This is a genomic window from Plantibacter sp. RU18, from assembly GCF_050613355.1.
Lineage (GTDB): Bacteria > Actinomycetota > Actinomycetes > Actinomycetales > Microbacteriaceae > Plantibacter.
In genome coordinates this window covers 1,359,438-1,383,844 of the sequence record NZ_CP159618.1, presented here as the reverse complement: position 1 = coordinate 1,383,844, position 24,407 = coordinate 1,359,438, and the positions used below count along the sequence as shown (strand labels likewise).

25 protein-coding genes and 1 pseudogene are annotated in these 24,407 nt (G+C 68.8%); 17 read left to right on the top strand and 9 right to left on the bottom strand.

Annotated features, from left to right (window positions below; genetic code table 11):
- Positions 1-42: 42 nt before the first annotated feature.
- The 5 genes from purS to ABMA10_RS06720 all read left to right on the top strand — a co-directional run bounded on the left by purS (position 43) and on the right by ABMA10_RS06720 (position 4,502).
- A complete protein-coding gene (purS, locus tag ABMA10_RS06740) occupies positions 43-303 on the top strand; it encodes a phosphoribosylformylglycinamidine synthase subunit PurS (protein ID WP_431031320.1) in 261 nt (86 codons plus the stop codon).
- Positions 300-1,001 (top strand): phosphoribosylformylglycinamidine synthase subunit PurQ, encoded by a 702-nt coding sequence (purQ, locus tag ABMA10_RS06735; RefSeq protein WP_347868477.1) that lies wholly within the window; start codon positions 300-302, stop codon positions 999-1,001. The genes purS and purQ overlap by 4 nt, the downstream gene beginning before the upstream one ends.
- A 141-nt stretch (positions 1,002-1,142) precedes the next feature.
- Entirely contained in the window at positions 1,143-1,847 is a 705-nt protein-coding gene (locus ABMA10_RS06730; protein WP_347868476.1) for a FadR/GntR family transcriptional regulator, read from the top strand.
- A 508-nt stretch (positions 1,848-2,355) separates the two neighbouring features.
- The gene (locus tag ABMA10_RS06725) at positions 2,356-3,243 is read left to right on the top strand and encodes an NAD(P)-dependent oxidoreductase (protein ID WP_347868475.1); all 888 of its coding nucleotides are present in this window, start codon (positions 2,356-2,358) and stop codon (positions 3,241-3,243) included.
- Positions 3,240-4,502: a four-carbon acid sugar kinase family protein gene (locus ABMA10_RS06720; protein ID WP_431031319.1), complete on the top strand. Its 1,263-nt coding sequence runs from the start codon at positions 3,240-3,242 to the stop codon at positions 4,500-4,502. The genes ABMA10_RS06725 and ABMA10_RS06720 overlap by 4 nt, the downstream gene beginning before the upstream one ends.
- Here the strand turns inward: ABMA10_RS06720 and ABMA10_RS06715 are convergent.
- Entirely contained in the window at positions 4,489-4,857 is a 369-nt protein-coding gene (locus tag ABMA10_RS06715; RefSeq protein WP_347868472.1) for a winged helix-turn-helix transcriptional regulator, read from the bottom strand. The two genes, ABMA10_RS06720 and ABMA10_RS06715, sit on opposite strands and share 14 nt — an antisense overlap.
- A gap of 95 nt (positions 4,858-4,952) precedes the next feature.
- Between ABMA10_RS06715 and ABMA10_RS06710 the strand changes: the two genes are divergently transcribed.
- The 5 genes from ABMA10_RS06710 (at position 4,953) to ABMA10_RS06690 (ending at position 10,457) form a co-directional block, all read left to right on the top strand.
- On the top strand, positions 4,953-5,810 hold the full coding sequence (locus ABMA10_RS06710) for an SDR family oxidoreductase (RefSeq protein WP_347868471.1): 858 nt from the start codon (positions 4,953-4,955) through the stop codon (positions 5,808-5,810).
- Between the two features lie 246 nt (positions 5,811-6,056).
- Positions 6,057-7,772 carry an amidohydrolase gene (locus ABMA10_RS06705; protein WP_431031318.1) on the top strand — a complete coding sequence of 572 codons (1,716 nt, stop codon included), beginning with the start codon at positions 6,057-6,059 and terminating at the stop codon, positions 7,770-7,772.
- Positions 7,769-8,665 (top strand): ABC transporter substrate-binding protein, encoded by an 897-nt coding sequence (locus ABMA10_RS06700; protein ID WP_347868469.1) that lies wholly within the window; start codon positions 7,769-7,771, stop codon positions 8,663-8,665. Before ABMA10_RS06705 ends, ABMA10_RS06700 begins: the two co-directional genes overlap by 4 nt.
- 2 nt (positions 8,666-8,667) lie before the next feature.
- Positions 8,668-9,681: an amino acid ABC transporter permease gene (locus ABMA10_RS06695; RefSeq protein WP_347868468.1), complete on the top strand. Its 1,014-nt coding sequence runs from the start codon at positions 8,668-8,670 to the stop codon at positions 9,679-9,681.
- A complete protein-coding gene (locus ABMA10_RS06690; protein WP_347868467.1) occupies positions 9,678-10,457 on the top strand; it encodes an amino acid ABC transporter ATP-binding protein in 780 nt (259 codons plus the stop codon). Before ABMA10_RS06695 ends, ABMA10_RS06690 begins: the two co-directional genes overlap by 4 nt.
- A 143-nt stretch (positions 10,458-10,600) precedes the next feature.
- On the opposite strand, the gene ABMA10_RS06685 is transcribed toward ABMA10_RS06690, so the two are convergent.
- The 8 genes from ABMA10_RS06685 to ABMA10_RS06650 all read right to left on the bottom strand — a co-directional run bounded on the left by ABMA10_RS06685 (position 10,601) and on the right by ABMA10_RS06650 (position 15,712).
- Positions 10,601-10,819 (bottom strand): hypothetical protein, encoded by a 219-nt coding sequence (locus ABMA10_RS06685; protein ID WP_347868466.1) that lies wholly within the window; start codon positions 10,817-10,819, stop codon positions 10,601-10,603.
- Between the two features lie 132 nt (positions 10,820-10,951).
- Positions 10,952-11,578, bottom strand: a complete 627-nt coding sequence (locus tag ABMA10_RS06680) for a hypothetical protein (protein WP_347868465.1) — start codon at positions 11,576-11,578, stop codon at positions 10,952-10,954.
- Positions 11,575-12,210, bottom strand: coding sequence for a hypothetical protein (locus ABMA10_RS06675; RefSeq protein ID WP_347868464.1), 636 nt, complete (start codon positions 12,208-12,210; stop codon positions 11,575-11,577). The genes ABMA10_RS06680 and ABMA10_RS06675 overlap by 4 nt, the downstream gene beginning before the upstream one ends.
- A complete protein-coding gene (locus tag ABMA10_RS06670) occupies positions 12,207-12,635 on the bottom strand; it encodes a hypothetical protein (RefSeq protein WP_347868463.1) in 429 nt (142 codons plus the stop codon). Before ABMA10_RS06670 ends, ABMA10_RS06675 begins: the two co-directional genes overlap by 4 nt.
- Complete coding sequence (locus ABMA10_RS06665) at positions 12,632-12,823, bottom strand: DUF2273 domain-containing protein (RefSeq protein ID WP_347868462.1); 192 nt, start codon at positions 12,821-12,823, stop codon at positions 12,632-12,634. Before ABMA10_RS06665 ends, ABMA10_RS06670 begins: the two co-directional genes overlap by 4 nt.
- On the bottom strand, positions 12,820-13,281 hold the full coding sequence (locus ABMA10_RS06660; protein WP_347868461.1) for an Asp23/Gls24 family envelope stress response protein: 462 nt from the start codon (positions 13,279-13,281) through the stop codon (positions 12,820-12,822). Before ABMA10_RS06660 ends, ABMA10_RS06665 begins: the two co-directional genes overlap by 4 nt.
- A gap of 237 nt (positions 13,282-13,518) precedes the next feature.
- On the bottom strand, positions 13,519-14,202 hold the full coding sequence (locus ABMA10_RS06655; protein WP_347868460.1) for a GntR family transcriptional regulator: 684 nt from the start codon (positions 14,200-14,202) through the stop codon (positions 13,519-13,521).
- Positions 14,203-14,233: 31 nt separating this feature from the next.
- The gene (locus ABMA10_RS06650; RefSeq protein WP_347868459.1) at positions 14,234-15,712 is read right to left on the bottom strand and encodes a chlorohydrolase family protein; all 1,479 of its coding nucleotides are present in this window, start codon (positions 15,710-15,712) and stop codon (positions 14,234-14,236) included.
- A 253-nt stretch (positions 15,713-15,965) separates the two neighbouring features.
- On the opposite strand from ABMA10_RS06650, the gene ABMA10_RS06645 reads away from it, so the two are divergent.
- The 7 genes and pseudogenes from ABMA10_RS06645 to ABMA10_RS06615 all read left to right on the top strand — a co-directional run bounded on the left by ABMA10_RS06645 (position 15,966) and on the right by ABMA10_RS06615 (position 24,359).
- Entirely contained in the window at positions 15,966-16,994 is a 1,029-nt protein-coding gene (locus tag ABMA10_RS06645; RefSeq protein ID WP_431031317.1) for an ABC transporter permease, read from the top strand.
- A gap of 70 nt (positions 16,995-17,064) precedes the next feature.
- On the top strand, positions 17,065-18,777 hold the full coding sequence (locus tag ABMA10_RS06640; RefSeq protein ID WP_347868457.1) for an ABC transporter substrate-binding protein: 1,713 nt from the start codon (positions 17,065-17,067) through the stop codon (positions 18,775-18,777).
- A gap of 97 nt (positions 18,778-18,874) precedes the next feature.
- The gene (locus ABMA10_RS06635) at positions 18,875-19,876 is read left to right on the top strand and encodes an ABC transporter permease (protein ID WP_347868456.1); all 1,002 of its coding nucleotides are present in this window, start codon (positions 18,875-18,877) and stop codon (positions 19,874-19,876) included.
- Positions 19,876-20,889: an ABC transporter ATP-binding protein gene (locus ABMA10_RS06630; RefSeq protein WP_347868455.1), complete on the top strand. Its 1,014-nt coding sequence runs from the start codon at positions 19,876-19,878 to the stop codon at positions 20,887-20,889. Before ABMA10_RS06635 ends, ABMA10_RS06630 begins: the two co-directional genes overlap by 1 nt.
- Positions 20,886-21,800: pseudogene (locus ABMA10_RS06625) on the top strand (ABC transporter ATP-binding protein); the annotation flags it as partial. The gene ABMA10_RS06630 and the pseudogene ABMA10_RS06625, both read left to right, overlap by 4 nt.
- 116 nt (positions 21,801-21,916) lie before the next feature.
- On the top strand, positions 21,917-23,134 hold the full coding sequence (locus ABMA10_RS06620; RefSeq protein ID WP_347868453.1) for an amidohydrolase: 1,218 nt from the start codon (positions 21,917-21,919) through the stop codon (positions 23,132-23,134).
- 58 nt (positions 23,135-23,192) lie between these two features.
- A complete protein-coding gene (locus ABMA10_RS06615; protein WP_431031316.1) occupies positions 23,193-24,359 on the top strand; it encodes an MFS transporter in 1,167 nt (388 codons plus the stop codon).
- Positions 24,360-24,407 lie beyond the last annotated feature (48 nt).

Below are 24,407 nucleotides of genomic sequence, written 5' to 3'. Positions count from 1 at the left end.
GACTGTTCGGGTCCCCGCCGCGTCGCAACGAAAGAGATCTCCGTGCCGACCATCGTCGTAGAAGTCATGCCGAAAGCCGAACTGCTGGACCCGCAGGGCAAGGCCGTCGCCGGCGCCCTCGCCCGTCTCGGGCAGAGCGAGTTCACCGACGTCCGCATCGGGAAGCGCTTCGAGCTCACTGTCGAAGGACCCATCACCGACGCCACCCGCGCCACGATGCAGCAGATCGCCGACGACATCCTCTCGAACGCCGTGATCGAGGACGTCGTCGCGATCCACTACCCCGAGGGCTCCGAGGCATGACGACCCGTATCGGTGTCATCACCTTCCCCGGTTCCCTCGACGACCGCGACGCCCAGCGCGCGGTGACGATGGCAGGCGCCGAGGCGGTCGCACTCTGGCACGGTGACCACGACCTCCAGGGTGTCGACGCGGTGATCCTCCCCGGCGGTTTCAGCTACGGCGACTACCTGCGTGCCGGCGCGATCGCGGCCGTCGCCCCCATCATGACGGAGCTGAAGGAAGCCGCTGCCAAGGGCATGCCCATCCTCGGCATCTGCAACGGCTTCCAGATGCTCGTCGAGGCGCACCTGCTGCCCGGCGGCCTGATCCGCAACGCGCACCAGCAGTTCATCCGTCGCGACCAGCTCCTCACCGTCGAGAACGCGGACACCGCCTGGACGCACCAGTTCTCCAAGGGCCAGGAGATCACCATCCCGCTGAAGAACGCCGACGGCGGCTACATTGCCGATGCCGAGACGCTCAAGCGCGTCGAAGCAGAGGGTCTGGTCGCCTTCCGTTACGCGGGCGTCAACCCCAACGGCTCGCTGGACGACATCGCCGGCCTCACCAACCCGGCTGGAAACGTCGTCGGTCTCATGCCGCACCCTGAGCACGCCATCGAGCCCGGCTTCGGACCCGACACCCGCGATGCCATGCGCTCCGGCGTCGACGGCCTCGCGTTCTTCACGAGCGCCGTGCAGGCCCTCCAGGCGGTCTGACCCGCGCGCAGTGCTCGACGCCCGTCCCGATCCGTCGGGGCGGGCGTTCTGCATACCCATGGGCATGGTTGCCACGCACTGAGCCGACCGAGGTGCCCACGGGATACCATCGAAACCGGTCAGACCAATCGAGGGGGCAGCATGGCGGAACCGCTCGAGGCGCTCGTCGGCAAACTCCTCGAGCTCGCCACCCCGGAACCCGGCACGACTGCGCGGCGGCTGCCACCGGAGCGCGAACTCGGCGAAGCACTCGAGATGAGTCGCGGGGCGCTGCGCGAACAACTCGCCGTCTTGGAACGGCTCGGCTTCCTGTATCGCACCCAGGGCCGCGGCACATACCTCGATGCTCCGGGTGACGGCTTCGTCCGCAGCTGGTTCACGGTCTCCCGCCAGCTCGGCTACCTCACGGACGAGCAGTTCGCGCGATCGCGGATGATGGTCGAGGTGACCGTCGCGGAGGCCGCCGCCGGGCTGGTCACCGACGACGAGATCGCTCTGCTCCGCGACGATGTCGACCGGATGATCGCCGCCACGCTCGCGGGGGATCACGAGGCGGCGCTTGAAGCCGATGTCACCTTCCACAGCCGACTGAACACCATCGTCGACGATCCGATCCTCAGACTCATGCACGAGGGTTTCAGTCACGTCCTGCGCGAGACGATCAGGGCAAGGCGTCTGCAGGCGATCGAGGTCGAGCGGCCGGATATGGACGGCGTACGGAAGACCGACAGCGTGCACCACGCGGTTGTCGACGCACTCGCGGCCCGCGACCCGGACGCCGCCCGCGCCGCGATGCACCAGCACTTCGAGGACTGGTTGCGGCTCGGCGAAGACGACCCGCGCTGATCCACGCAGCCATCCGACTGCGACGACCAGTCCCGCTCCCCGAGCTTGTCGAAGGCCCACGTTCAATCGCCGCGTCCACGCCGTCCCCGAGCTTGTCGAGGGGCCCTTGTCTGAGCATCTTGAATGTCAGTGGTCGATGGTGGACTGGTGTCATGACCGAGCAGCCCTGCCTTCCGCATCCGAGTGAGGTGTTCGCGGCGGGGTTGGCTGCGTTGTCGGATGAGTTCGTGGTGATTGCGCGGGAGCGTGCGGTGTCGGATGCTCGGGAGGCGCGGTTGTTGGCGCGGTCGGCGGCGTTCGCGGACGCGATGGCCGACACGGCCCGCGGGCTCTTCGACAAGCTCAGCGACCGGAGCGCGCCCGCGAGCGGACCATTCCCGCCCGCAGGCCCGACCCGGCTCACCGAGCTTGTCGAGGGGCTGGGTCCGCGCCCGCACCGGGGCGAGACCGCTTGTCGTGGTGCACCCCGACGGATACGATTGGTCCAACCAATGTACTGGAGGACGCCATGGCATCGACGCCACAGCCCGCACCCAAGCTCACCTTCGTCGGCATCGGCGCGATCGGGCTTCCGATGGCGGTACAGCTCGCTGCGGCCGGGTTCGCAGTGACCGGCGTCGACCCCTTCCCCGCAGCGCACGAGCGGGCGAGCGAACTCGGCATCCCAGCGGTCGACTCCATCGCCGACGCACCAGGGGCCGAAACCGTCGTCGTGATGGTCGCGACCCCCGAGCAGCTCGCAACGCTCGTCGACCTCGCTCTCGAGCGCACCACTGTCGACAGCCAGACCTGGATCATCATGAGTACCGTCGGGCCCGCCTCCGTCATCGAGCAGGCGGCCCGCCTCGAAGGCGCCGGCGCCGCCGTCGTCGACGCCCCCGTCACCGGCGGCGTCGCCCGTGCGAGCACCGGTGAACTCACCATGTTCGTCTCGGGTGCACCCGAGAGCACCACCTCGGCTGCGACACCGCTCGCGGCGCTCGGCACGGTGAAGCTCGTCGGCGAAGCGATCGGCGACGGTCAGGCCATCAAGGTCGTCAATCAGCACCTCTGCGCCGTGCACATCGCCGCAGCGGCCGAAGCCCTCGCACTCGCGTCATCGCTCGGCCTCGATCCCGCCACCGTCCTGCCCCTCGTCGAGTCCGGTGCAGCCGCCTCCTGGATGCTCTCGGACCGCGGCCCACGGATGCTCGAGGGCACCGATGCGCCCGTCATGAGCCGCGTCGACATCTTCGTCAAGGACACCGGCCTGGTCGCCGAAGCGGCGAGCGCCGCCGGCGCCACGACCCCCGTCCTCGACGCGGCGCGCGAGCGGTTCCTGGCGGCGGCGACCGCCGGCCTCGGGTCTCGCGACGATTCCAGGGTCATCGAGACCTACCAGGGGGTCGGCGCGTGAAGACGATCATCCTGGACGACGACCCGACCGGCACGCAGTCGGCCTCAGGCGTGGACGTCCTGCTCGAGTGGGACGCCGACCTGCTCGAGTCCACCCTTCGCGCGGCAGACACCGTCTACCTGCTGACGAACACACGGGCGGTGTCGGAGTCTGCGGCGGTGGGCCTCCTGGAGCGCACTCGCGATGAGGCCGGAGAGGCCGGACGTCGACTCGGCGAGCGCATCCACGTCGTGCTCCGCGGCGACTCCACACTGCGCGGGCATGTGTTCCCGGAGACCGCGGTGTTCGCGGGCGAGGACAGCGTCGTCGTGTTCGTTCCCGCTTTCCCGGAGGGCGGGCGTACGACGGTCGACGGCACCCACCTCGTGCGGATCGGCGACGAGACGGTACCGGCGCATGAGACCGAGTACGCCCTGGATCCGGTGTTCCCGTTCCGGTCCGGGTACCTGCCCGACTACGTCCGCGAGCAGGCAGGACTCGATTCGTTGCGCTTCGGTCTCGACGACGTGCGTGCCGGCGCCCCCGCGTTCCGGGCGGCCCTCCGGGAAGCACACCGCGGCACCGTGCTCCTTCCAGACGCCGAGACCGCCGCCGACATCCGCGCTCTCGCGAGCGCGATCACCGACGCCTGGGCCGACGATGCCGACGTCGTCGTCCGCTCCGCCTCCCCGCTGGCGGCTGCGATCGCCGGCGTCGAAAGCGTCGGCCTGCTCGAGCGTCCGCTGCTCAGCGGGGCCGTGAACACCCTGCTCGTCTGCGGCTCGCACACGATCGGGGCGACACGGCAGCTCGAACCGGTCGAGGCCGCATTCGGCACCGCCGTCCACGTCGCGACGGACGAGGCACTGCGAGACGCGGCGACGACCGGCCTCGAGGTCGCTGCAACCGCCCGCGGACGACTCCTGGAGACGGGCTTCGTGTCGATCTCCTCCGAGCGTGTCCGCGACGCCGCACACAACACGCTGGAACACGGCGAGCGCGTCATGGTCGCACTCACCACCGCGACGGCAGCCCTGCGCGGATCGGTCGAGGTCGTCGTCTCGAAGGGCGGCATCACCTCCGCCGAGGTCGCGCGCCTCGGACTCGGAGCGCGACGCGCTCGGGTGTTGGGGCAGGTCCTGCCCGGCGTCTCGGTCTGGAGCCTCGTGACGCCGGAGGGCGAGGACAAACTCTACGTCGTGGTCCCGGGCAACGTGGGCGATCCGTCGACCCTCGTCGACGTCCTGGCAGCCCTCGGGCGAGGTGCTAGCGGCCGGTGATCGCTGCAGCGTTGTCGTCGATCCAGGACATGAGCGGCAGCAGGTGCTCGTTGAGCGCGCGCCCACGGTCACTCAGGCTGTATTCGACGCGCGGCGGGATCTCCGGGTAGGCGACCCGGACCACGAGCCCGTCCTGCTCGAGGGTGCGGAGCGTCTGGGCCAGCATCTTCTCGCTGATGCCCTGCACCACCCGGCGCAGCTCACCCCAGCGGTGCGTCCCGTCCGACAGCGCGAGGAGGACGAGGACCCCCCATTTGCTCGTCACGTGATCGAGCACGGTGCGCGTCGGGCAGGCTGCCGGCAGGACGCCGTCTGTGAAGCCGGGGCGCCGGGATTCCGCGTAACTGATCGTCATGAAAGTACCTTACCTGAAAGTGGGTACTGCGGATCGGGAAGTAATGTGTCGCGGAGCGGGTTCCTCCTGAGCGAACCCATCGAAAGGACCACCACATGTCTGTCGTCGTCACCGGAGCAACCGGCCACCTCGGTCACCTCGTCGTCGAGCACCTCCTCGCCCGTGGAACCGACCCCTCCTCCATCGTCGCCACCGGTCGCCGCGCCGAGGCGCTCGCCGACCTCGCAGAGCAGGGCGTCCGGACCGCCACGGTCGACTTCACCGAGCCCGCGACGCTCGACGCCGTCCTCGAGAGCGGCGACGTGCTGCTGCTCGTCTCCGGCAGCGAGGTCGGCCAGCGGGTCGCCCAGCACGCCAACGTGATCGACGCCGCAAAGCGTGCCGGCGTCGCCCGCATCGTCTACACGAGCGCTCCCAAGGCCGACACCTCCGCGCTCGTCCTCGCTCCGGAGCACAAGGCGACCGAGGAGCTCATCCGCGCTTCCGGCATCCCGTTCACCTTCCTCCGCAACGGCTGGTACACCGAGAACTACGCGCAGACCGTCCAGCAGGCGACTGCGACCGGCTCGTTCGTCGGCAGTGTCGGCAACGGCCGCGTGTCGAGCGCCTCGCGCACCGACTACGCCGAGGCTGCAGCCGTCGTCCTCGTCACCGAGGGCCACGAGGGCGCGGTCTACGAGCTGTCCGGTGACGTCGCCTGGACCCACGAACAGCTCGCCCAGACCATCGGTGAACTCGCCGGCCGCGAGGTCGTCTACCAGGACCTCTCCCCCGAGGACCACGCCGCCGCACTCACGGCAGCCGGGCTCGACGAGGGCACGGTCGGCTTCGTCGTCGCGCTCGACGGCAACACGCGTGACGGTCTGCTCGGCGACACGAGCGGCGACCTCAGCCGCCTCATCGGTCGTCCGACGACCCCACTCGTCGAGGGACTGAGCCCCCTCGCCGCGTAGTCCACGTTCGTAACTCCTGCAATTCGCCGGGTCCGGGGCATCTGCTCCGGGCCCGTCCGCACGTCCGGGCCGCTCAACTCACGCTGAGCAGGAGTTGTGAGCACGGGCGGCCCGTGGATTCCGTTGCAGAAATGCGATCCGGCGGACGAATCCGGTATCGCGATCCGGGTTATGCTCTCGATACCGCCAGCGCGGCAAGGACGCCGCGCGGGCCAGACGGCACCACCGACGCTTCGAGCAGGTGACATGACGAGCAATGCGGACACGGTCTTCGTAGAGGGCACCGTCTTCCGCAGCGCCCTGCTCGCTCCCCGACCGGGTGCCGTCGCCGTCACCGCCGGCCGTATCACCGCCCTCGACGACGATGCCCTCGCCTCAATCGGCCCCGACACCGAACTCGTCGACCTCGACGGTGGCCTCCTGCTCCCAGGATTCGTCGACGCGCACGTGCACCCCGTCGAGGCCGGGCTCGAACAGTTGGCGTGCGACCTCTCCGCAGAGCGCACGCCGGCGGGCTACCTCGCCGCCATCTCGGCCTACGCCGCAGCCCACCCTGAACGACGTTGGATCGTCGGCGGCGGGTGGCAGCAGGCGGCGTTCCCCGGCGGCACACCACTCGCTGCCGATCTCGACCGCATCGTGCCGGATCGACCCGTCTTCCTGCAGAACCGGGACCATCACGGCGCCTGGGTGAACTCGACCGCGCTCCACCTCGCCGGCATCGACAGCACGACGCCCGACCCGGTCGACGGACGCATCGAACGGGGCGTCGACGGCACCCCGAACGGCTCGCTCCACGAGGGGGCGAGAGCCCTCGTGTCGAAGCTCGTCCCGGTGGACACGACCGCGGAGGTCGCGGCCGCCCTGCTCGCCGCCCAGCACACGCTGCATTCGTTCGGGGTCACGGGTTGGCAGGACGCCATCGTGGGCGACTACGGCAGCCACACCGACACGAGCCCCACCTACCTGGCCGCGGTCGAGGACGGCACGCTCACGAGCACGGTCGTCGGCGCGCTCTGGTGGGATCGCGAACGCGGGCTCGAGCAGATCGACGAACTCATCGCACGTCGGGCGACGATCGCCGAGCGCCAGGCGGCGACGGTCGACCGGCCTGGGAGCTTCACCGCCGGCACGATCAAGATCATGCAGGACGGCATCCCCGAGAACCGGACCGCCGCGATGATCGACCCCTACCTGCGCACCTGCGACTGTGGCGAAGCCGCAGTGCAGGACCGCGGGATCTCCTTCATCGACCCCGCGGCGCTCACCGAAGCGGTCGTCCGGCTCGACGCCGCCGGTTTCCAACTGCACTTCCACGCGATCGGCGACCGTGCGGTCCGCGAGTGCCTCGACGCGCTCGAGGCTGCCAGAGCCCGCAACGGCGTCTCGACGAACCGCCACCACATCGCGCATGTCCAGATCGTGCACCCCGACGACCTCCCCCGCTTCGCCGAGCTGGATGTCGCGATGAACATCCAGGCGCTCTGGGCGACCTGGGAGCCTCAGATGCTGGAGCTGAACCTGCCGCTCCTCGGCGATGAGCGCGCGGGCTGGCAGTACCCGTTCGGCGGCGCGCTGAGGCTCGGCGCGATGCTCGGCGCGGGCTCCGATTGGCCGGTCACCACACCGGACCCGTGGGAGGCCCTGCACGTCGCCGTCAACCGCACACTGCCGGCCGACGACCCGGACCACTCGCCAGTGCCGCTCAACCCTGGGCAGGCGCTCACGCTCGGTCAGGCCGTCGCCGCCTACACGGACGGCTCGAACCGGATCAACCACCGCGACGACGCCGGCCGCATCGAGGTCGGCGCGATCGCCGACCTCGTCGTCGTCGACCGCGACCCCTTCGCCCGTCCCGCAGACCAGATCGTGAGCACCAGGACCGTCAGCACCTGGATCGCCGGACGCCGAGTCTTCACCTCCACCACCAACACCACATCGATCGAGCAAGGAACACCATGAAGAAGAACCGATACCTGCTCCCGGCGGCGCTCACGGCGACTGCCGCGTTGCTCCTCACCGGCTGCGTCAACAACGAGGTCGCCACGCCGGACGCCACCGGTTCAGCTGCCGCGGTCACCGTCGACAAGGCCGCCGAGGCGCTGCTTCCGGACGACATCCGCGAGGCCGGCAAGCTCATCCTCGGCACCGACGCCACCTATGCGCCGAACGAGTTCAAGGACGCGAACGGTGACCCGATCGGTTGGGAGATCGAGCTCGCCGACGCGATGGCCGGCAAGCTCGGACTCACCACCGACTACCAGGTCGCGAAGTTCGACAACATCATCCCGAGCATCACCGGCGGGAAGTACGACGTCGGCCTCTCGTCGTTCTTCGACACCAAGGAGCGTCAGCAGCAGGTCGACATGGTCGACTACTTCACCGCGGGCATCCAGTGGGCGACGCTCGCGGGGAAGACCGTCGATCCCGACAACGCCTGCGGGCTGAAGGTCGCCGTGCAGAACGGGACGACCGAGGCGCTCGACGACGTACCGGCGAAGTCGCAGGCGTGCATCGACGCGGGGAAGCCGGCCATCGAGGCGCTCGGCTACGACACACAGGACGAGGCCACGGCAGCGCTCACGCTCGGTCGCGCGGATGCGATGACGGCCGACTCCCCCGTCGTGCAGTACGCGGTGCAGCAGAGCGACGGCAAGCTGGAACTCTCCGGCGACATCTACTCGACGTTCCTCTACGGCATGCCGATCGCGAAGGACCGCGGCGACCTCGGCAAGGCGCTGCAGGCCGCGCTGCAGTCACTCCTCGACGACGGGACGTACGGCGACATCCTCAGCAAGTGGGGCGTCGAGTCCGGCGCCATCGACAAGATCGACGTCAACGGCGCGACGAGCTGACGATGAGCGATCCCCGCACCAACACCCCGGCGTCCGAGAGTGCTCGGACGCCGGGCGAACCCGGAGCGCCCGTACCGCTCAAGGTCGTGAAGCTCCGCCACCCCTGGCGGAACGTGTTCGCGGTCATCATCCTGCTGCTCCTCGTCGCGTTCGTCGCCGATGCCGCCACCCGCCCGGCGTACGACTGGGCTGCCGTCGGCAAGTACGTCTTCGACCGACGGATCACGATGGCCGCCCTCATCACCCTCCAGCTGACGGTGTACTCGATGATCGGCGCGATCGTCCTCGGTGTGGTGCTCGCGATCATGCGGCTGTCGCCGAACCCGGTGCTCAAGGCCATCGCGTGGGGATTCGTGTGGTTGTTCCGTGGCACTCCGGTGTACGTGCAGCTCGTCTTCTGGGGACTGCTCGCCACCATCTACCCGACGCTGAACATCGGGCTCCCGTTCCTGCCGCCGATCGCGCAGCTGCCGACGGATGCCGCACTGAACACGTTCTGGATCGCGGTCATCGGGCTGGCACTCAACGAGGCCGCCTACATGTCGGAGATCGTGCGTGCCGGTCTCCTCTCCGTCGACCGCGGCCAGGAGGAGGCGTCCACAGCCCTCGGTATGAGCTGGGCGCAGACGATGCGACGGGTCATCCTCCCGCAGTCGATGCGCATCATCATCCCGCCGACGGGCAACGAGGTGATCTCCATGCTCAAGACGACCTCGCTCGTGACGGCGGTGCCGTTCACGCAGGAGCTGTACACGAGGTCGCGGGACATCTCGTCCGAGACGTTCAACCCGATCCCGCTGCTGATCGTCGCGTCGCTCTGGTACCTGCTCTTCACGTCGATCCTGATGGTCGGGCAGTACTTCCTCGAGAAACGCTTCGCGCGCGGACTCACCCGCATCGACGCCGGAGCGCCCGCCACGACCGAGGCCATCCAGACGCAGGAAGCACAACAGCGTCGCGAACAAGCTGCACACCTCGGCGACGACGTCGACGGCACGAGTGGAGAACGACGATGACGGCCGACAGCTCGACGATGCCGATGGTCCGCGCGGAGCGCGTCGTGAAGTCCTTCGGATCGAACACCGTCCTGAAGGACATCTCGCTGACGGTGCAGCGCGGCGAGGTGATGTGTCTGGTCGGACCGTCGGGTTCCGGCAAGTCGACGTTCCTCCGCTGCATCAACCACCTGGAGCGCGTCGACGGCGGGCGCCTGCTCGTCGAGGGCGACTTGATCGGCTACCGCGAGCGCGGCGGCACGCTCTACGAGTTGAAGCCCAAGGAGGCCGCGAAACAGCGCCGGGACATCGGCATGGTGTTCCAGCGCTTCAACCTCTTCCCACACATGACGGCACTCGAGAACATCATCGAGGCACCCATGCAGGTGAAGGGGCAACGGCGCGCGGCCGCTGAACAGCGTGCGAAGGAACTGCTCGATCGCGTCGGACTGTCCGACAAGGCCGGCGCGTACCCGGGTCACCTCTCGGGCGGGCAGCAGCAGCGGGTCGCGATCGCTCGGGCGCTCGCGATGGATCCGAAGCTCATGCTGTTCGACGAGCCGACCTCGGCGCTCGACCCGGAGCTCGTCGGTGAGGTGCTCGACGTCATGAAGGGTCTCGCGAAGGACGGCATGACCATGATCGTGGTGACGCACGAGATGGGGTTCGCCCGTGAGGTCGCGGACTCACTCGTGTTCATGGACGGAGGCGTGGTCGTCGAGGCCGGAGATCCACGCGAGGTGCTGTCCAACCCGCAGCACGCGAGGACGAGGGCGTTCCTGTCGAAGGTGCTGTAGCGCCGACGACTCGTCCACAACTCCTGCCATGCGACAGGCCCGGAGCATCAGCTCCGGGCCTGTCCGCGTCTGCTCGGCTCCGCGCGGTCCCTCCAGCAGGAGTTGTGCGCGCATCAGCCACCGGCCGCTCCGAGCGAATGTGCTCAGTGGAGCTTCTTCTGGACTTCCTTCTGAGCCTTCGCGGTGGCCTTCTTCGCGTTCTTCACGGCCTTCTTGCGAGCCTTCGCGACGCGGGGGTCGTTCCAGAACTCGTCGGCCGCATGCTTGATCTCGCGATAGCGGGTCCGGCCGGCCTTCGCGCCGAGGACGTATGCACCGAAGGCGATGAGGCCGACGATGACGAGGAGGATCTTCTTACCCATGATGCTGCTCCCTCTCCCACGGATTCGCCGTGGGGCGTTCACCTGTCTTCTGCATTCTGCAAGTGCAGCCTGCGGATCACCCGATTCGGGCGGGGGCTTGATATTCGCGCCCTCCGTCCGAACGGGTGACGGTCACTGCAGCGCGCGCTTCGGTTTCGCCGCACGGAAGCCGCCACCCACCTCGACGAGGATCGGGAGTTCGACGCCGAGCAGACTGTCGAGTGACCGTGCGGCCGCGCTGACGGTCTCCACCGCCGTGCGGGGCGAGACCCCGCGCGCACAGGTCACCGCGACCTTCAGGGCACGCTCGCGGCCGACCTGCCACGCCGAGACGCGGACCGCGGAGAACGCGGCTGTGCCGTTCAGGGCATCCCCGAGCGCATGGGCCGCGACGTCGGCTTCGAGGACCACGTCGCCGTGGTCGGCCGGAGCGCGGTGCACGACGTCCGTGCGGCCCCGCCCCTGGCGCAGGACGAACGCGAGCAGGAGCGCTGCGGCGACGACGAGCAGGACGATGCCGACGATCGGAACGACGATCGGCGCAGCACCCCGGTCCGTCTCGACGCCGGGGACGGCCGCGAACGGGTTCCAGGCGAACCAGCCGGCGACCGTGTCGAGCACTGCGGCGCGGTTGTCCCGCCACCAGTCGGCGACGAACGGCACAGTGACGGCGGCGAGCGCCGCGGCACCGAGGCCCGTGAGCACGAGCCCGATGACGAGGATGAGCAGACGATTCAGTCCGCGATTGGTGGAGTTCACTGTCCGACCTTCCCGTTCGTCGAGATCGTGGTGACGGCGCGCACCCCGGGCTGGAGCGCGTAGGTCTCGAGCTCTGCGGCGACCGCGCGATCGACGGCCTCACGGTCGACGGCGATGCCGCTCGCCGGCGTGATACGGATGTTCGCGGACCGTCGTCCGACGGCGACGACCGTGCCGTCGGGGTGTGTCGACGCGGTGGCCGACGCCTGCTGCGCCAGCGCCGACGCGATGACCTCGTCGTCGACGACCGCCAGGACGCGGTCGGTGGCGAGGAGGTGCCGGTGTCGACGCCCCGGAGCGATCGCGATGGCGAGCAACACGATCCCGAGCACGAGCACGACGGCCCCGGCGACGCCGAGGAACACGGGCTGGGTGGTCGGCAGGCTCGCTGCCGCCGACGGGATCTCCCCCGGCGCGACGAGGAGCGGGCGCACACCGATGAGGGCGAGCACCGTCTCCACGGCGATCCAGATCGCAACGAGCACGAGGATCACCGCGAGGGTGATCGCGGTGGTCGAACGCGGCGAGTGCAGCTCTCGGCGGGCGAGTCGGCGGAGCAGTCCCGAGGGACCCGTGCTCGGCGGTCGCGTGCTGGGTGACGCGACGGCAGACGGAGTGGTCGTCGTGGTCATGAGACGCGTCCTTCCTGTGCGATCTCGAGTCCGCTGACGCGGATGGACACCCTGGAGACACGCGAACCGGACAGCTGTTCGAGCTTCGTACCGATGGTCGCGGTCGCGGCCGAGGCACGGTCCAGGATGGTGCCGCCGGAACGCACGAGCGCGTCCGGGGCGGCGGTGACGCGGGCGAGGGGGACGGCTCGGATGGGCGAGGTGACGACGAGGGCGAGAGCGCCCCGGTCGTCGACGAGCTGGACCGAGACGCGTCCCGCCGGGACCCCGAGCGTCTCGGCCGCGATGGCGACCGCGACATGCTCGAGGGCCTTCGCGGCGATGCGCGTCCGGCCCGGCCCGCCGTGCTCGGGCACGGCGGGTGCATCGGCGACCGGCGAGTCGCCCCTCAGCGACCCTGTCCGATCGAGGACGGCGGTGGTCATGACGACACGCGCTTCCCACGGACCGCGTCGACGATGGCCTTGAAGTCGGTCTGGCCGGAGACGATCCGGCCGATGACCGCTCCGACGCCCATCGCGAGTGCGACGAAGACGAAGGCCCAGAAGCCGAAGGCCACCCAGCTGATGGCCAGGACGGCTCCGACGAGGATGCCGGTGGTGGTGGTGGTCACTGGACTCGCGCCTCAGCGTCCTGGTCCTCGTCGTCGGACGGGATGAAGACGTCGCTGACGGTCACGTTGACCTCGGGGACCTCCATGCCGACGAACTGCTCGATGGCACGGATGATGGAGGCACGGACCTCGCTCGCGACGAGCTGCAGGTCGACGGGGTAATCGGCGACGATCACGACGTCGACGGCGACCTGGGTCTCGCCGACCTCGACGCGGATACCCTGCGACAGGTCCGACGAGCCGATGGCGTCGCGGATGGCGCCGAAGGCACGGGCTGCTCCACCACCGAGTGCGTGCACTCCGCGGACCTCGCGGGCTGCGATGCCGGCGATCTTCGCGATCACGCCGTTGTCGATGACGGTCTTCCCGTGCGAGGTCGAGTCGGCGACGATGTTGCCGTCGGCGGGCGAGCCCTTGGCGACGGTGGTGGGCTTCGGGGTGTTCGAGGTGTTCGACATGGGGTGACCCTTTCTCGGCTTGTCCGGTCGAGCGATTCGATCGGTTCGTTGGTGATAGGACGCAACCGTCTGCGCGTTCGTCACGGTCGATCCCGAAGCTCGTGAAGCTGCCGCGAATCCACCATCGGAGCGTGACGAATGCGACTCGACGACCGACGCGTCCCTTGCGGGTCTCTTCGGTACCGCCCGCTACGGGGATTGCTCTGTTGACGCAGCCCGACCGGGCCGGGAACGGGATCAGTCCAGGTAGGGTGCGAGCGAGCGCAGGATCGGGTCGCGCCCGAGCTCGATGTGCGAGTATGCCTGCGCTGAGGCGAGCTCCCCCTTGCCGGTGACGAGCGCATCGTAGAGCTGCTGGTGCTCGAGGATCTGGTCCTCCTCGCGGGCCTCGTGGGTGAGTCGGAAGATCCACTCCATGCGACCGAGCATGGGGCGCAGCCAGTGCACGAGGGTGCGGTTGCCGCTCAGCCGGACGATCTCGGCGTGGAAGGCGAGGTTCATCGAGATGCCCTCCGGCTCGTCTCCGGCGGCGAACGCCTCGCGCGAGCCCTCGAGGATCTCGGCGAGTCGTGTCGGGTCACCGACCCCCGTTCCAAGCCGTTCGGCGGCGATACGTGTCGCGAACGGCTCGACGCACAGGCGAGCGTCGAAGAGTTCGTGGATGTCATCCGTGGTCGTACCGCGGACCACGGCACCCCTGTGCGGTTCGGTCATCACGAACCCCTCGGCCTCGAGCCGCTGGATCGCCTGGCGGACGGGCACTCGCGAGACCGCGTACCGTTCGGACAGTTCGCGTTCCTTCAGCCGGGTCCCCGGAGCCGGATCCCCGGCGACGATCGCGCGCAACAGGCGACGATAGACACCCTCTGCGAGGGCCTCGCGCTCCGCCTCGGAGGCCACGCCTTCGCCGCTCAGCTCCACAGCAGTCCTCCCCTGCGCCAGACGCGCTCGTTCAACTGTAGGGCGTGAGGTCGGTGACGACCGGGTAGACGGGCGGGAAGAGCTCGGCGACCGAGCCGCCACGGTGGTCACGCTCGGGATAGGCGTCGCGCAGACGCTCGAACAGTCGTTGCCCCTGACGACGCAGCGTCTCGCTGTCGACCCCGGGCAGCTCGCCATCGCGCATGACGACGCGTCCGGCGACCATCGTGAGGCAGGCCTCCCGTCCGCTGCCGCCCAGTACGAGCGTGCGCAGGGGGTCCTCGAGCGGACCGGTGCGGAGATCGTCGAGCCTGAACGCCGCGAGGTCGGCTTGGGCGCCGACGGCGATCCGTCCGAGGTCCGTACGGTGCAGCGCGGCAGCACCGCCGAGCGTCGCTGCGTCGAGATAGCCGGCGATGTCTCCCTTCGAGAGGTCGCCGTATTGCACCTTCGCCACCTGTACGCCGATGTCGATCCCGCGGATGAGGTCTGGCGGGAACGAGTCGCTGCCGAGGGCGATCCGGACACCCGCGTCGCGGTATCGGGAGAAGGTCTCGAGGTTGGATCCGTAGCGGGCGTTCGTCAGCGGGCAGTGGACGAGCGACACCCCGGCCTCGGCGAGCAGGCCCAGGTCACCGCGGTCCTCCCCGTGCACCCGCGGGTTCACGTCGAGGAGGACGCCGTGCGGCACGATGAGGCGGTTGGTCAACAGGCCTGAGGCGGTCAGGTGTTCGAGCGGGGTCCGGTCGAACCGTCGCTCGATGTCGTCCCGCTCGAAGACGCCCTGCAACGCGTGGAGCCGGACGAGCACATCACGCTCGGCGGAGAGTCGCGCCGTCTCGACGAGGATCTCCTCTGTGAGCGTCTCGATACGGCACGGCAGGAGCACCCCCGTCAGCAGCGGGTCGCCGAGCGCAGCGAGATGGTCGAGGAACCGGACTGCCCCGGCAAGACCACGCCGGCCCTCCTCCTCGTCGAAGTGCACGGACCGAGTACCGTCAGCGGCGACGACGTTCACCCCGGAGCGGTAGGAGGGGCCGAGGAACCCCCGCAGACCCAGCTCGCTCGAACGCGCGGCCATGGCGGCGAGGTCGTCGAAGTCCTCCGCCCAAGCCGAGTGCACCTCGGAGGCGATGGGCATGTAGCTCGTGATGCCGTGGAGCGCCAGCTGCACGAGGGCGTACTCCCGGACGTCGAGACGCTCTTCCGCGCTGAAGACGTGGTGTCGTCGGTCGAAGTAGTCCTCGGACCACTGCAGCCGGCTGGCATGCTCGGGCGTGCCCCAGGCGTCGAGGATGAGGTGGTCGACGTCCGCCAGCGCGTCGAGGTCGATGAGCCCTGGCAGCAGCACCGCCTCCCCCAGCGCGATTCGTTCGTCGATGCCGTCAACCGGCGCGGCCGCCGCCGATCCGACCCACTCGATGACCTCGTCGACGACGAGGACGGCCCCTGCCCGCAACTCGACGTGGGATGCGCCGTCGAAGGCGAGGACATGGTCTGCGGTGATCACTGTGCGGATGGTCCGTCCCTTCGTCGGGTTTGGTATCCAAAATGTAGCGGTCGGCCATGGACCACCTCAAGTGGCCCTTCTCGAAAAAACTGTTACCCGTCGGAAACATCAGGCTATTCATCCTGATCAGAACAGCTTTCAGCACACCTCTTAGGGCTGCGCCTTCGGAGCGGGTTTCGGGCCGCCTCTTGCCATCGTTTCAGTTTGGTATACAGTTTCGTCCAACCTTCCCCCAGAGCAGACGAGGACGTTCGTGACGGATCTCCAGACCGACCACGCCGTGCAGCACCGCGCCACTCCGGCACAGGCGGACGCAGTGCCAGCGCCGCTCGCCGGGGGCAGGTCACTCATCGGAACCGCTTGGCTGCGCATCCGCCGAAGCCGGATCGCTCTGGCCTCGTTCGCCGTCGTCATCGCGATCATGCTGTTCGCCATCCTCGCGCCGGTGCTCGTAGCCATCGCCGGCACCGATCCGTTCACGACGAACACCGGCCCGGACGTGCTCGACAACTTCATGACGCCCGGTCTGCCCTTGCCCGGGTACATGTACCCGTCCGCCGAACACTGGCTCGGCATCGAACCCGGTCTCGGTCGCGACCTGTTCGCCCGGATCGCCTACGGTGCGCAGGTCTCGCTCGTCATCGCCCTGCTCTCCACCGTGGTCTCGGTCGTGCTCGGGACCATCCTCGGCGCGGCGGCGGGGTACTTCGGCGGCCGCACCGACATGATCATCAGCCGCATCATGGACCTGTTCCTCGCGTTCCCGCACCTCCTGCTCGTGCTCTCGCTCACGCCGATCCTGCAGTCGAGACTCCGCGACACCCCGCTCGGCAGCGGCAGTTTCGTCCCGATCGCCTCCCTCGTCCTCATCCTCGGCTTCTTCGGCTGGGCGTACCTTGCCCGTGTCGTCCGCGGCCAGGTGCTCAGCATCCGCGAGCAGGAGTACGTCGAGGCGGCGAAAGCCTACGGCGCCTCGCACCGCACGATCATCTTCAAGCAGATCATCCCGAACGTGGCGGGTGTCGTGCTCGTCTACGCGACGATGCTCATCCCCACCAACATCACCGCGGAGGCCGCGATCTCCTTCCTCGGCGTCGGCGTCAAGGACCCGACACCGTCGTGGGGCCAGATGTTGAACGCCGCCCAGGCTGGCAACTGGTACCTGAGCGACCCGTGGTTCCTCGCTGTCCCCGGCTTCTTCCTCGTCATCACCGTCCTCGCCTTCAACCTGCTCGGTGATGCCGTGCGCGATGCGCTCGATCCGAAGGCTTCGCGCGGCTGAGCCGTCCACCGCTGTCCCACCCGCATCACCACCTGCACCCCACCGCACCACCACGCCTCTAAGGAGAGACATGAAGTTGCGCACCACCCTCGCCGTCTCGGCCACCGTCGTCCTGGCGCTCGTCGTCAGCGGCTGCACCGCGGGAGGTCAGGCCCCCGGCCAGGCCAGCGGCACCGACCCGTACGCGCCGGTCGTCGTGAAAGCCGGCTATGACACCCCCGGCGGCAACGTCAACGTCCTGATGTCCTCCGACTTCATGACGCTCGACCCTGGCAACAGCAACTACGTCCAGACGGCCAACGTCGGCCAGCTCTACTACCGGACGCTCACGATGGCCAAGGAGACCGCGGGCCAGCCACCCGAGATCGTGCCGGACCTCGCGACCGACACGGGCACGCCCTCCGAGGACGGACTCACCTGGACGTTCACGCTCCAGGACGGGCTCGCCTTCGAGGACGGCTCGCCCATCACCTCGTCGGACGTGAAGTACGGGGTCGCCCGGACCTTCGCCCGCGACGTGTACACGCAGGCACCGCAAGAGCTCAACTCAGCCCTCGCCGCCGACGACTACCGCGGTCCCTACGCCGGCGGTGAGCTCGACGCCGTCGAGACCCCGGACGACCGGACGATCGTCTTCCACCTGAAGCAGCCGTTCGCGGAGTTCCCCGCCCTCGTCTCGCGCTCGAACACCGCACCGGTGCCCGCAGCAGCCGACACGAAGCTCGACTACACGAATCACCCGGTCTCCTCTGGTCCGTACATGATCGAGAGCTACGAGCGCGGTCGCCAGTTGAAGCTCGTCCGCAACCCGAACTGGACTGCCACGACCGACCCCAACCGCACCGCTCTGCCGGACACCTTCACGTTCTCGCTGTCAACCTCGCAAGCCACCATCTCCCAACAGTTGCTCTCCGATGCCGACCCGACGGCGATCACGCTCGACTCGAACGGCGCCCTGCAGGCCTCCGACACGAAGCGACTGAGTGAACCGGGCATCCAGGATCGGACGGCGGCGGGTCTCCTCGGCTGCACCGACGTGCTCGACATCAACACCGAGACGGTGACCGACCCCGACATCCGGAAGGCCATCGCGCTGGCCATGGACCGCGAGGCGATCCAGGTGCAGTACGGCGGGCTCCGTTTCGGCAAGCTCACGAACTCGTACCTCAACGAGGACATGACGGGCTACGTGGAGCAGACCAGCGACCTCGACCCGGCCGGCAAGCCCAAGCTCGACGAGGCGAAGGCACTGCTCGAGGGCAAGGACGTCCCGGCGAGGCTCACCTATGGTTACTCCAACGCGACCGAGCGGTACAAGAACGTCGGCACGGTGCTCCAGCAGAACCTGAAGGCGATCGGCATCGACCTGGAGCTCGTCCCGATCCCGGCAGCGAACTACTACACAGTGCTCGCCAGCGACCAGATGCCCGACATCGCCCGTTCCGGATGGTGCGGCGGCGCCGACAGCAGCTCGGTCCGCACGACGGCGGACCCGGTCCTCGGCCCGAGTCTCGACGGGACGAGCTTCGGATTCAGCAACATCCCGCGATACTTCGACCCTGAGCTGTCGAAGCAGATGTACGAGCTGCGCGGCACCCTCGGCTCCTCGGACGAGCTCGGCACCCAGTGGGCCACCCTGTTCGACGAGGCCATGCAGACGTACCCGATCGTGCCGCTCATCCGCACGTTCACGAACAGTGTCGTCGGATCGAAGATCCACAACGCGCAGATGGGCTACTTCTTCGGCGGGATCGACCTCTCGACCGTCGCCGTCGAGCAGTAACCAGCACTCCTCCGTCTGCCGACGGAGGCCGGTCGGCCGTCGCCTCCCCTGACGACGGCCGACCAGCACCCCAACCACCGAGAGGACGGATCGGCCCATGGTCGGCTTCCTGGCCCGCAGGCTGCTCGCGATGCTCGCGCTGCTGCTCGTCGTCAGCTTCATCACCTTCACCCTGTTCCAGTTCGGCCCGGCCGACCCGGCCGCCGCAGCGTGCGGCCAGGAGTGCACGCCGGACCGCGTCGCCCAGGCCCGTGTCGCCCTCGGGATGGACCAGCCGTTCTTCGCCCAGTACCTCAACTACCTCAGCGGGTTCTTCACCTCGCGACAGATCGGTGCCCCTGGCGCCGAGACACTCTGTTCCTGGCCGTGCCTCGGCAAGTCGTTCCAAACGAATGAGAACGTCACCGACGTCATCATGCGGGCGCTCCCCTACACACTCTCGATGGCCGTCGGTGCCGTGCTCCTCTGGACGGTGGCGGGCGTCGGCTTCGGGCTCCTCGCTGCGCTCCGCAAGGGGCGCGGGGCGGACAAGCTCATCGTCGGGGCGGCCTCCGTCGGTGTCTCCATGCCGATCCCTGTCACGGGCCTGCTGCTCTTGCTCATCTTCGTGAGCACCTTGCACTGGCTCCCGTTCACGAGCAACTCGATCTCCTCGCCGTTCGGACCCGCCGGTCCTGGCGCCTGGTTCCTCAACTACCTCCTGCCGTGGGTGGCACTGGCGGTGCTGTTCAGCGCCCAATACATCCGGGTCACTCGCAACACGATGATCGAGACCTTCGGTGAGGACTTCATGCGCACCGCGCGCGCGAAGGGGCTCGACCAGCGCAGCATCATCTTCCGTCACGGTGTCCGCGCAGGGATCACCCCGGTGATCACGATGCTCGGCCTCGACATCGGCGCCCTCCTCGGCGGAGCGGTGCTCACCGAGCAGATCTTCTCCGTCCCCGGACTCGGCTTCACGGCCGTCCGCGCCGCCATGTCCGGTGACCTCCCCGTGACGATGGCCCTCACCATGCTCGCCGCCTTCTTCATCATCACAGCGAACGTCGTCGTCGACCTGCTCTACGCCGCCGTCGACCCGAGAGTGAGAGTCAGCTGATGGACACCACCACCCCCTTCCTCGACATCCGAGGCCTCGGTGTGACCTTCCCCACCGACGACGGCCTCGTGAGCGCGGTCAACGGCATGGACCTGCGTCTCGAGCGCGGTTCGACCGTCGGCATCGTGGGTGAGTCGGGCTCCGGCAAGACCGTCACGAGCCAGGCGATCATGGGCCTGTTGAAGGGCACGAGCGCCACGATCAGCGGCGAGATCCGCTTCGAGGGCGTCGACCTCGTCGGTCTGACGGAGCAGCGGATGCGCGCCTACCGCGGGAGGCGGATCGGGATGATCTTCCAAGACCCGCTCTCCGCGATGCACCCCTTCTACACGGTGGGCAGACAGATCGCCGAGGCGTACCGTGTGCACAACCGCGTCGGCGCGAAGGCGGCACGGACAGCAGCGACCGACATGCTCGCCCGCGTCGGCATCCCCGACCCGGTCGGCCGCTACGACGCTTACCCGCACGAGTTCTCCGGCGGCATGCGGCAGCGGGCGATGATCGCCATGGCACTGATCTGCGAACCGGAACTCCTCATCGCCGATGAACCGACGACCGCGCTCGACGTGACCGTGCAGGCCCAGATCCTCGACCTCATCGCCTCCTTGCAGGCCGAGACGAACTCGGCGGTCATCCTCGTCACCCACGACCTCGGAGTCGTCGCCGAAGTGTGCGAGCAGGTCGTCGTGATGTACGGCGGCCAGTGCGTCGAGCAGGCGCCCGTCGGGGAGCTGTTCGCCGACACGGCGCACCCGTACACGCGCGGGCTCCTCGCCTCCATGCCGTCGATGGCCGACGAGAGCGGCCGGCTCACCCCGATCCCCGGTTTCCCGCCGTCGCTCCTCGACCTGCCGGCCGGGTGCCTCTTCGCCGATCGATGCCCGGTCGCCTCACTCGTGCCAGGTGACCGCTGCCGCACCGAGCGCCCCGAGCTGCGTGGCACCGGTGCGCACCGCTCCCGCTGCCACCTTGATGAGCTCCCCTCCCCCACCACGATCGGAGCGACCGCATGAGCCTGTCCACCGCGCCATTGCTCGACGTCCAGGATCTCGGGAAGCACTTCTCTGTCGGCCGCGGGATCCTCGGGCGTTCCGCCTCGGTCGTGAAGGCGGTCGACGGCGTCTCGTTCACGCTCAGGCGGGGTCAGACCCTCGGTCTCGTCGGCGAATCCGGCTGCGGAAAGTCGACGACCGGCCGACTGCTCATGCGCCTGCTGGAACCGACGGCGGGGCGGATCCTCCTCGACGGAGTCGACGTCGCAAGCCTCAAGCGCCGCGAGCTGAGCGCGTTCCGACGCCGCGTGCAGATGGTGTTCCAGAATCCTTCCTCCTCGCTCAATCCGCGTCAGTCGGTCGGCGCAGCGATCGCTGCGCCGCTGCTCGCGCAGGGCATCAGCCCGAAGGAGGGCATGAAGCGCCGCGTCGGCTCCCTCATGGATCGCGTCGGACTCCGTCCCGAGCACTACAACCGATTCCCCCACGAGTTCTCCGGCGGGCAGAAGCAGCGCGTCGGCATCGCCCGGGCCCTCGCGCTCGAACCAGAGGTCGTCATCTGCGACGAGCCGGTCTCCGCGCTGGACGTCTCGGTGCAGGCCCAGGTGATCAACCTGCTGCAGGACATCCAGGCGGACACCGGCATCTCCTACGTGTTCATCGCCCACGACCTGAGCGTCGTCAAGCACTTCGCCGACTCCATCGCGGTCATGTACCTCGGCAAGGTGATGGAGCAGGGCACCCGGGATGAGGTCTTCGGCGCCCCGCAGCACCCGTACACCAAGGCGCTGCTCTCCTCGGTACCGACCCCCGATCCAACGGCCTCCCGCGCCGGCCGTATCCGGCTGAGCGGGGACCTGCCGAAACCCACCGATCCACCGAGCGGGTGCGTCTTCCGTACTCGTTGCCCCATCTTCGCCGCCCTCTCGGACGGCGAGCGACAGCGGTGCATCGATGTCATCCCGACCGGACGCGTCGCCTGCCACCATCCGGCGAAAGCCGCAGGACCTCGGGCTGCCGCCCGCAGCCCGCACAGAAAGGACACTCCTTGCTCATCCGTAACGCACGCCCCTGGGGCGGATCCCCCTCAGACATCACCGTCGAGGGCGCCGTCATCTCCGCGATCACCACGCACGACGCCGACACGCGGCCGAAGGCGAGCACCGAGGTCGTCGACGGCCGCGGCCGCATCCTCATCCCGTCCTTCAGCGACGTCCATGTGCACCTCGACTCGACGCGTATCGGTCTGCCGTTCCGTGAGCACACCGGGGCTCCCGGCGTGTGGGGCATGATGATGAACGACCGCGACAATTGGCGCGACGCCGAGGTGCCGCTTCCCGAACGGGTGGCCGGAACCCTTGAGCGGATGATCGCTCGTGGGACGACCCGGGTGCGCAGCTACGCGCAGGTCGACGTCGACTGCCGGCTCGAGAAGTTCGATGCCGTGCTCGCCGCGAAGGAACGGTTCGCAGATCTCGCCGAGGTCCAGATCATGACCTTCCCGCAGGCGGGCATCCTCCGCGAGGAGGGAACGGTCGAACTGCTCGAGGAGTCACTCAAACAGGGCGCCGATGTCATGGGCGGCATCGACCCCAGCCAACTCGACCGCGACCCGGCGAAGCACCTCGACATCGTCTTCGACCTCGCCGACCGGTACGGCGTCGAGATCGACATCCACCTGCACGAGTCGGGTGAACTCGGCGTCTTCAGTACCGAGCTCGTCCTCGAACGGACACGGGCCCTCGGGATGCAGGGCAAGGTCACGATGTCGCACGCCTACGAACTCGGTGGGGTGTCGGAGGCCGTGAGCCGCCGACTCATCGACGAGTTCGCCGAACTCGACGTCGCCATGGCCACGGTCGCCCCGTCATCGCGGAACCAGCTCTCGCTCCTCGCTCTCACCGAAGCTGGCGTGCGCGTCGGGCTCGGTGAGGACGGCATGCGCGACTACTGGAGCCCCTACGGCAACTGCGACCTCCTCGACCGCACGTGGCAGCTCGCGTTCACCAACAACTTCCGTCGTGACGAGCACGTCGGCCTCGCGCTCGCGGTCGCCACGATGGGCGGTGCGAGCATCATGGACCACGGCGTCGCGCGTCTCGCCGGGGTCGATGACCGACCGGGCCTCGCGATCGGCGACCGTGCCGACCTCGTGCTCGTGGACGGTGAGACGATCGCCAGCACGGTCATGGACCGCGGCACCGACCGCACGGTGCTCCACGACGGTCGCGTCGTCGCCGACGGCCTCCGTGTCCTCGCGGGCTGAGGCTCCCGCACCGGCACGGGAACCGTTCGGGACCTCAGTCCCGTTGCGCGCGGTGGCCATGGTGGCTGCGATCCTCGTGGCACTCAACATGCGGCCGGCGGTCACCTCTGTCGCTGCCGTGCTCGACGACGCCGCGCGCGTCCTCGGGCTCGGCCCCATCGAGGTGACGGTGCTCGCCGCGTTGCCGGTCATCGCGTTCGGCGCTTCGGCACCGATCGGCCCGCGCCTCGCCCGGAGCTTCGGCGCCGAACGCGTGCTGCTGTGGTCGATGCTGACGCTGGCCGTCGCACTGCTCCTGCGAGTGCTCGTTCCCGTCCTGCTCCTGCGAGTGCTCGTTCCCGTCCTGCTCCTGCCCGGTACGTTCCTCGCGGGTGCGGCGATCATGGCCGCCGGCACGCTGCTCCCCCAATATCTGAAGTCCATCCGAGCGACGGGGCTGCAGGTGGGGCTCAGCAGCATGTCGTTCGGGGTCGGTGCAGCGCTCGGCGCGGCCGTCGTCGTGCCGGTCTCCACCCTGACGGGCGGTGACGTCCGAGTGCCCTGGGGGTTGTGGGCGGGTCTCGCGGTCCTCGCCGCCGTGCCGCTGCTCGTGCGCTTGCAGGTCCGAGGCCGCGACGCCCGGACCGGATCGAAGCCCACGCTGCGGTTCACCCGGGCAAGCGTCACCACGATCGTGCTGCTGACGGCGGTGTTCTCGCTGCAGGCGATGCTGTACTTCGCCGTGACCGCCTGGATGCCGCAGTTCCTCGCGAGCCACGGCCACGGTACAGCCGAGCGCGGCGGGCTGCTCTCCTGGTTCAGCGTCGCCGGCTTCGTGCCGACCCTGCTGATCCCGTTGCTCACGAGTCGACCGCAAGTGCTCCGCTGGGTCGCCCCGGCGCTGGGTGCGCTCATCGCGGCCGGGCTCTGTGCACTCTTCCTCGCGCAGCCCTCGGAGGTCGTCTGGGTGGTCGGCGGGCTGGGTGCCGTGCAGAGCGCCGCGTTCGGACTGGCGATCGCGCTCATCGTCTCGATGTCGGCCGATCCGGTCACCGCCGGCGTCGTGTCGGCCATCGCCCAGGGCGCTGGGTACGCCGTCGCCGGCATCGGTTCCCTGCTCATCGGACTGCTGCACAGCGGCACCGGACGGTGGGCGCCGAGCTTCGCCGTCATGGTGGCCGTCGCGCTCGTGTTGAGCGCCGTCACGGCCTACGCCATCCGCCGCCCGCGCGTCTCGCTCACCTGAGCGGCGGCATCCTCGCACCGAGCGCTCTCCCGGCCCGAGGACGCCGCT

Coding starts and splice junctions, on each gene's coding strand:
- purQ (WP_347868477.1), top strand. CDS start 300: ATGACGACCCGTATCGGTGTCATCACCTTCCCCGGTTCCCTCGACGAC.
- ABMA10_RS06730 (WP_347868476.1), top strand. CDS start 1,143: ATGGCGGAACCGCTCGAGGCGCTCGTCGGCAAACTCCTCGAGCTCGCC.
- ABMA10_RS06725 (WP_347868475.1), top strand. CDS start 2,356: ATGGCATCGACGCCACAGCCCGCACCCAAGCTCACCTTCGTCGGCATC.
- ABMA10_RS06715 (WP_347868472.1), bottom strand. CDS start 4,857: ATGACGATCAGTTACGCGGAATCCCGGCGCCCCGGCTTCACAGACGGC.
- ABMA10_RS06710 (WP_347868471.1), top strand. CDS start 4,953: ATGTCTGTCGTCGTCACCGGAGCAACCGGCCACCTCGGTCACCTCGTC.
- ABMA10_RS06705 (WP_431031318.1), top strand. CDS start 6,057: ATGACGAGCAATGCGGACACGGTCTTCGTAGAGGGCACCGTCTTCCGC.
- ABMA10_RS06700 (WP_347868469.1), top strand. CDS start 7,769: ATGAAGAAGAACCGATACCTGCTCCCGGCGGCGCTCACGGCGACTGCC.
- ABMA10_RS06695 (WP_347868468.1), top strand. CDS start 8,668: ATGAGCGATCCCCGCACCAACACCCCGGCGTCCGAGAGTGCTCGGACG.
- ABMA10_RS06690 (WP_347868467.1), top strand. CDS start 9,678: ATGACGGCCGACAGCTCGACGATGCCGATGGTCCGCGCGGAGCGCGTC.
- ABMA10_RS06685 (WP_347868466.1), bottom strand. CDS start 10,819: ATGGGTAAGAAGATCCTCCTCGTCATCGTCGGCCTCATCGCCTTCGGT.
- ABMA10_RS06675 (WP_347868464.1), bottom strand. CDS start 12,210: ATGACCACGACGACCACTCCGTCTGCCGTCGCGTCACCCAGCACGCGA.
- ABMA10_RS06670 (WP_347868463.1), bottom strand. CDS start 12,635: ATGACCACCGCCGTCCTCGATCGGACAGGGTCGCTGAGGGGCGACTCG.
- ABMA10_RS06660 (WP_347868461.1), bottom strand. CDS start 13,281: ATGTCGAACACCTCGAACACCCCGAAGCCCACCACCGTCGCCAAGGGC.
- ABMA10_RS06640 (WP_347868457.1), top strand. CDS start 17,065: ATGAAGTTGCGCACCACCCTCGCCGTCTCGGCCACCGTCGTCCTGGCG.
- ABMA10_RS06635 (WP_347868456.1), top strand. CDS start 18,875: ATGGTCGGCTTCCTGGCCCGCAGGCTGCTCGCGATGCTCGCGCTGCTG.
- ABMA10_RS06630 (WP_347868455.1), top strand. CDS start 19,876: ATGGACACCACCACCCCCTTCCTCGACATCCGAGGCCTCGGTGTGACC.
- ABMA10_RS06615 (WP_431031316.1), top strand. CDS start 23,193: ATGGTGGCTGCGATCCTCGTGGCACTCAACATGCGGCCGGCGGTCACC.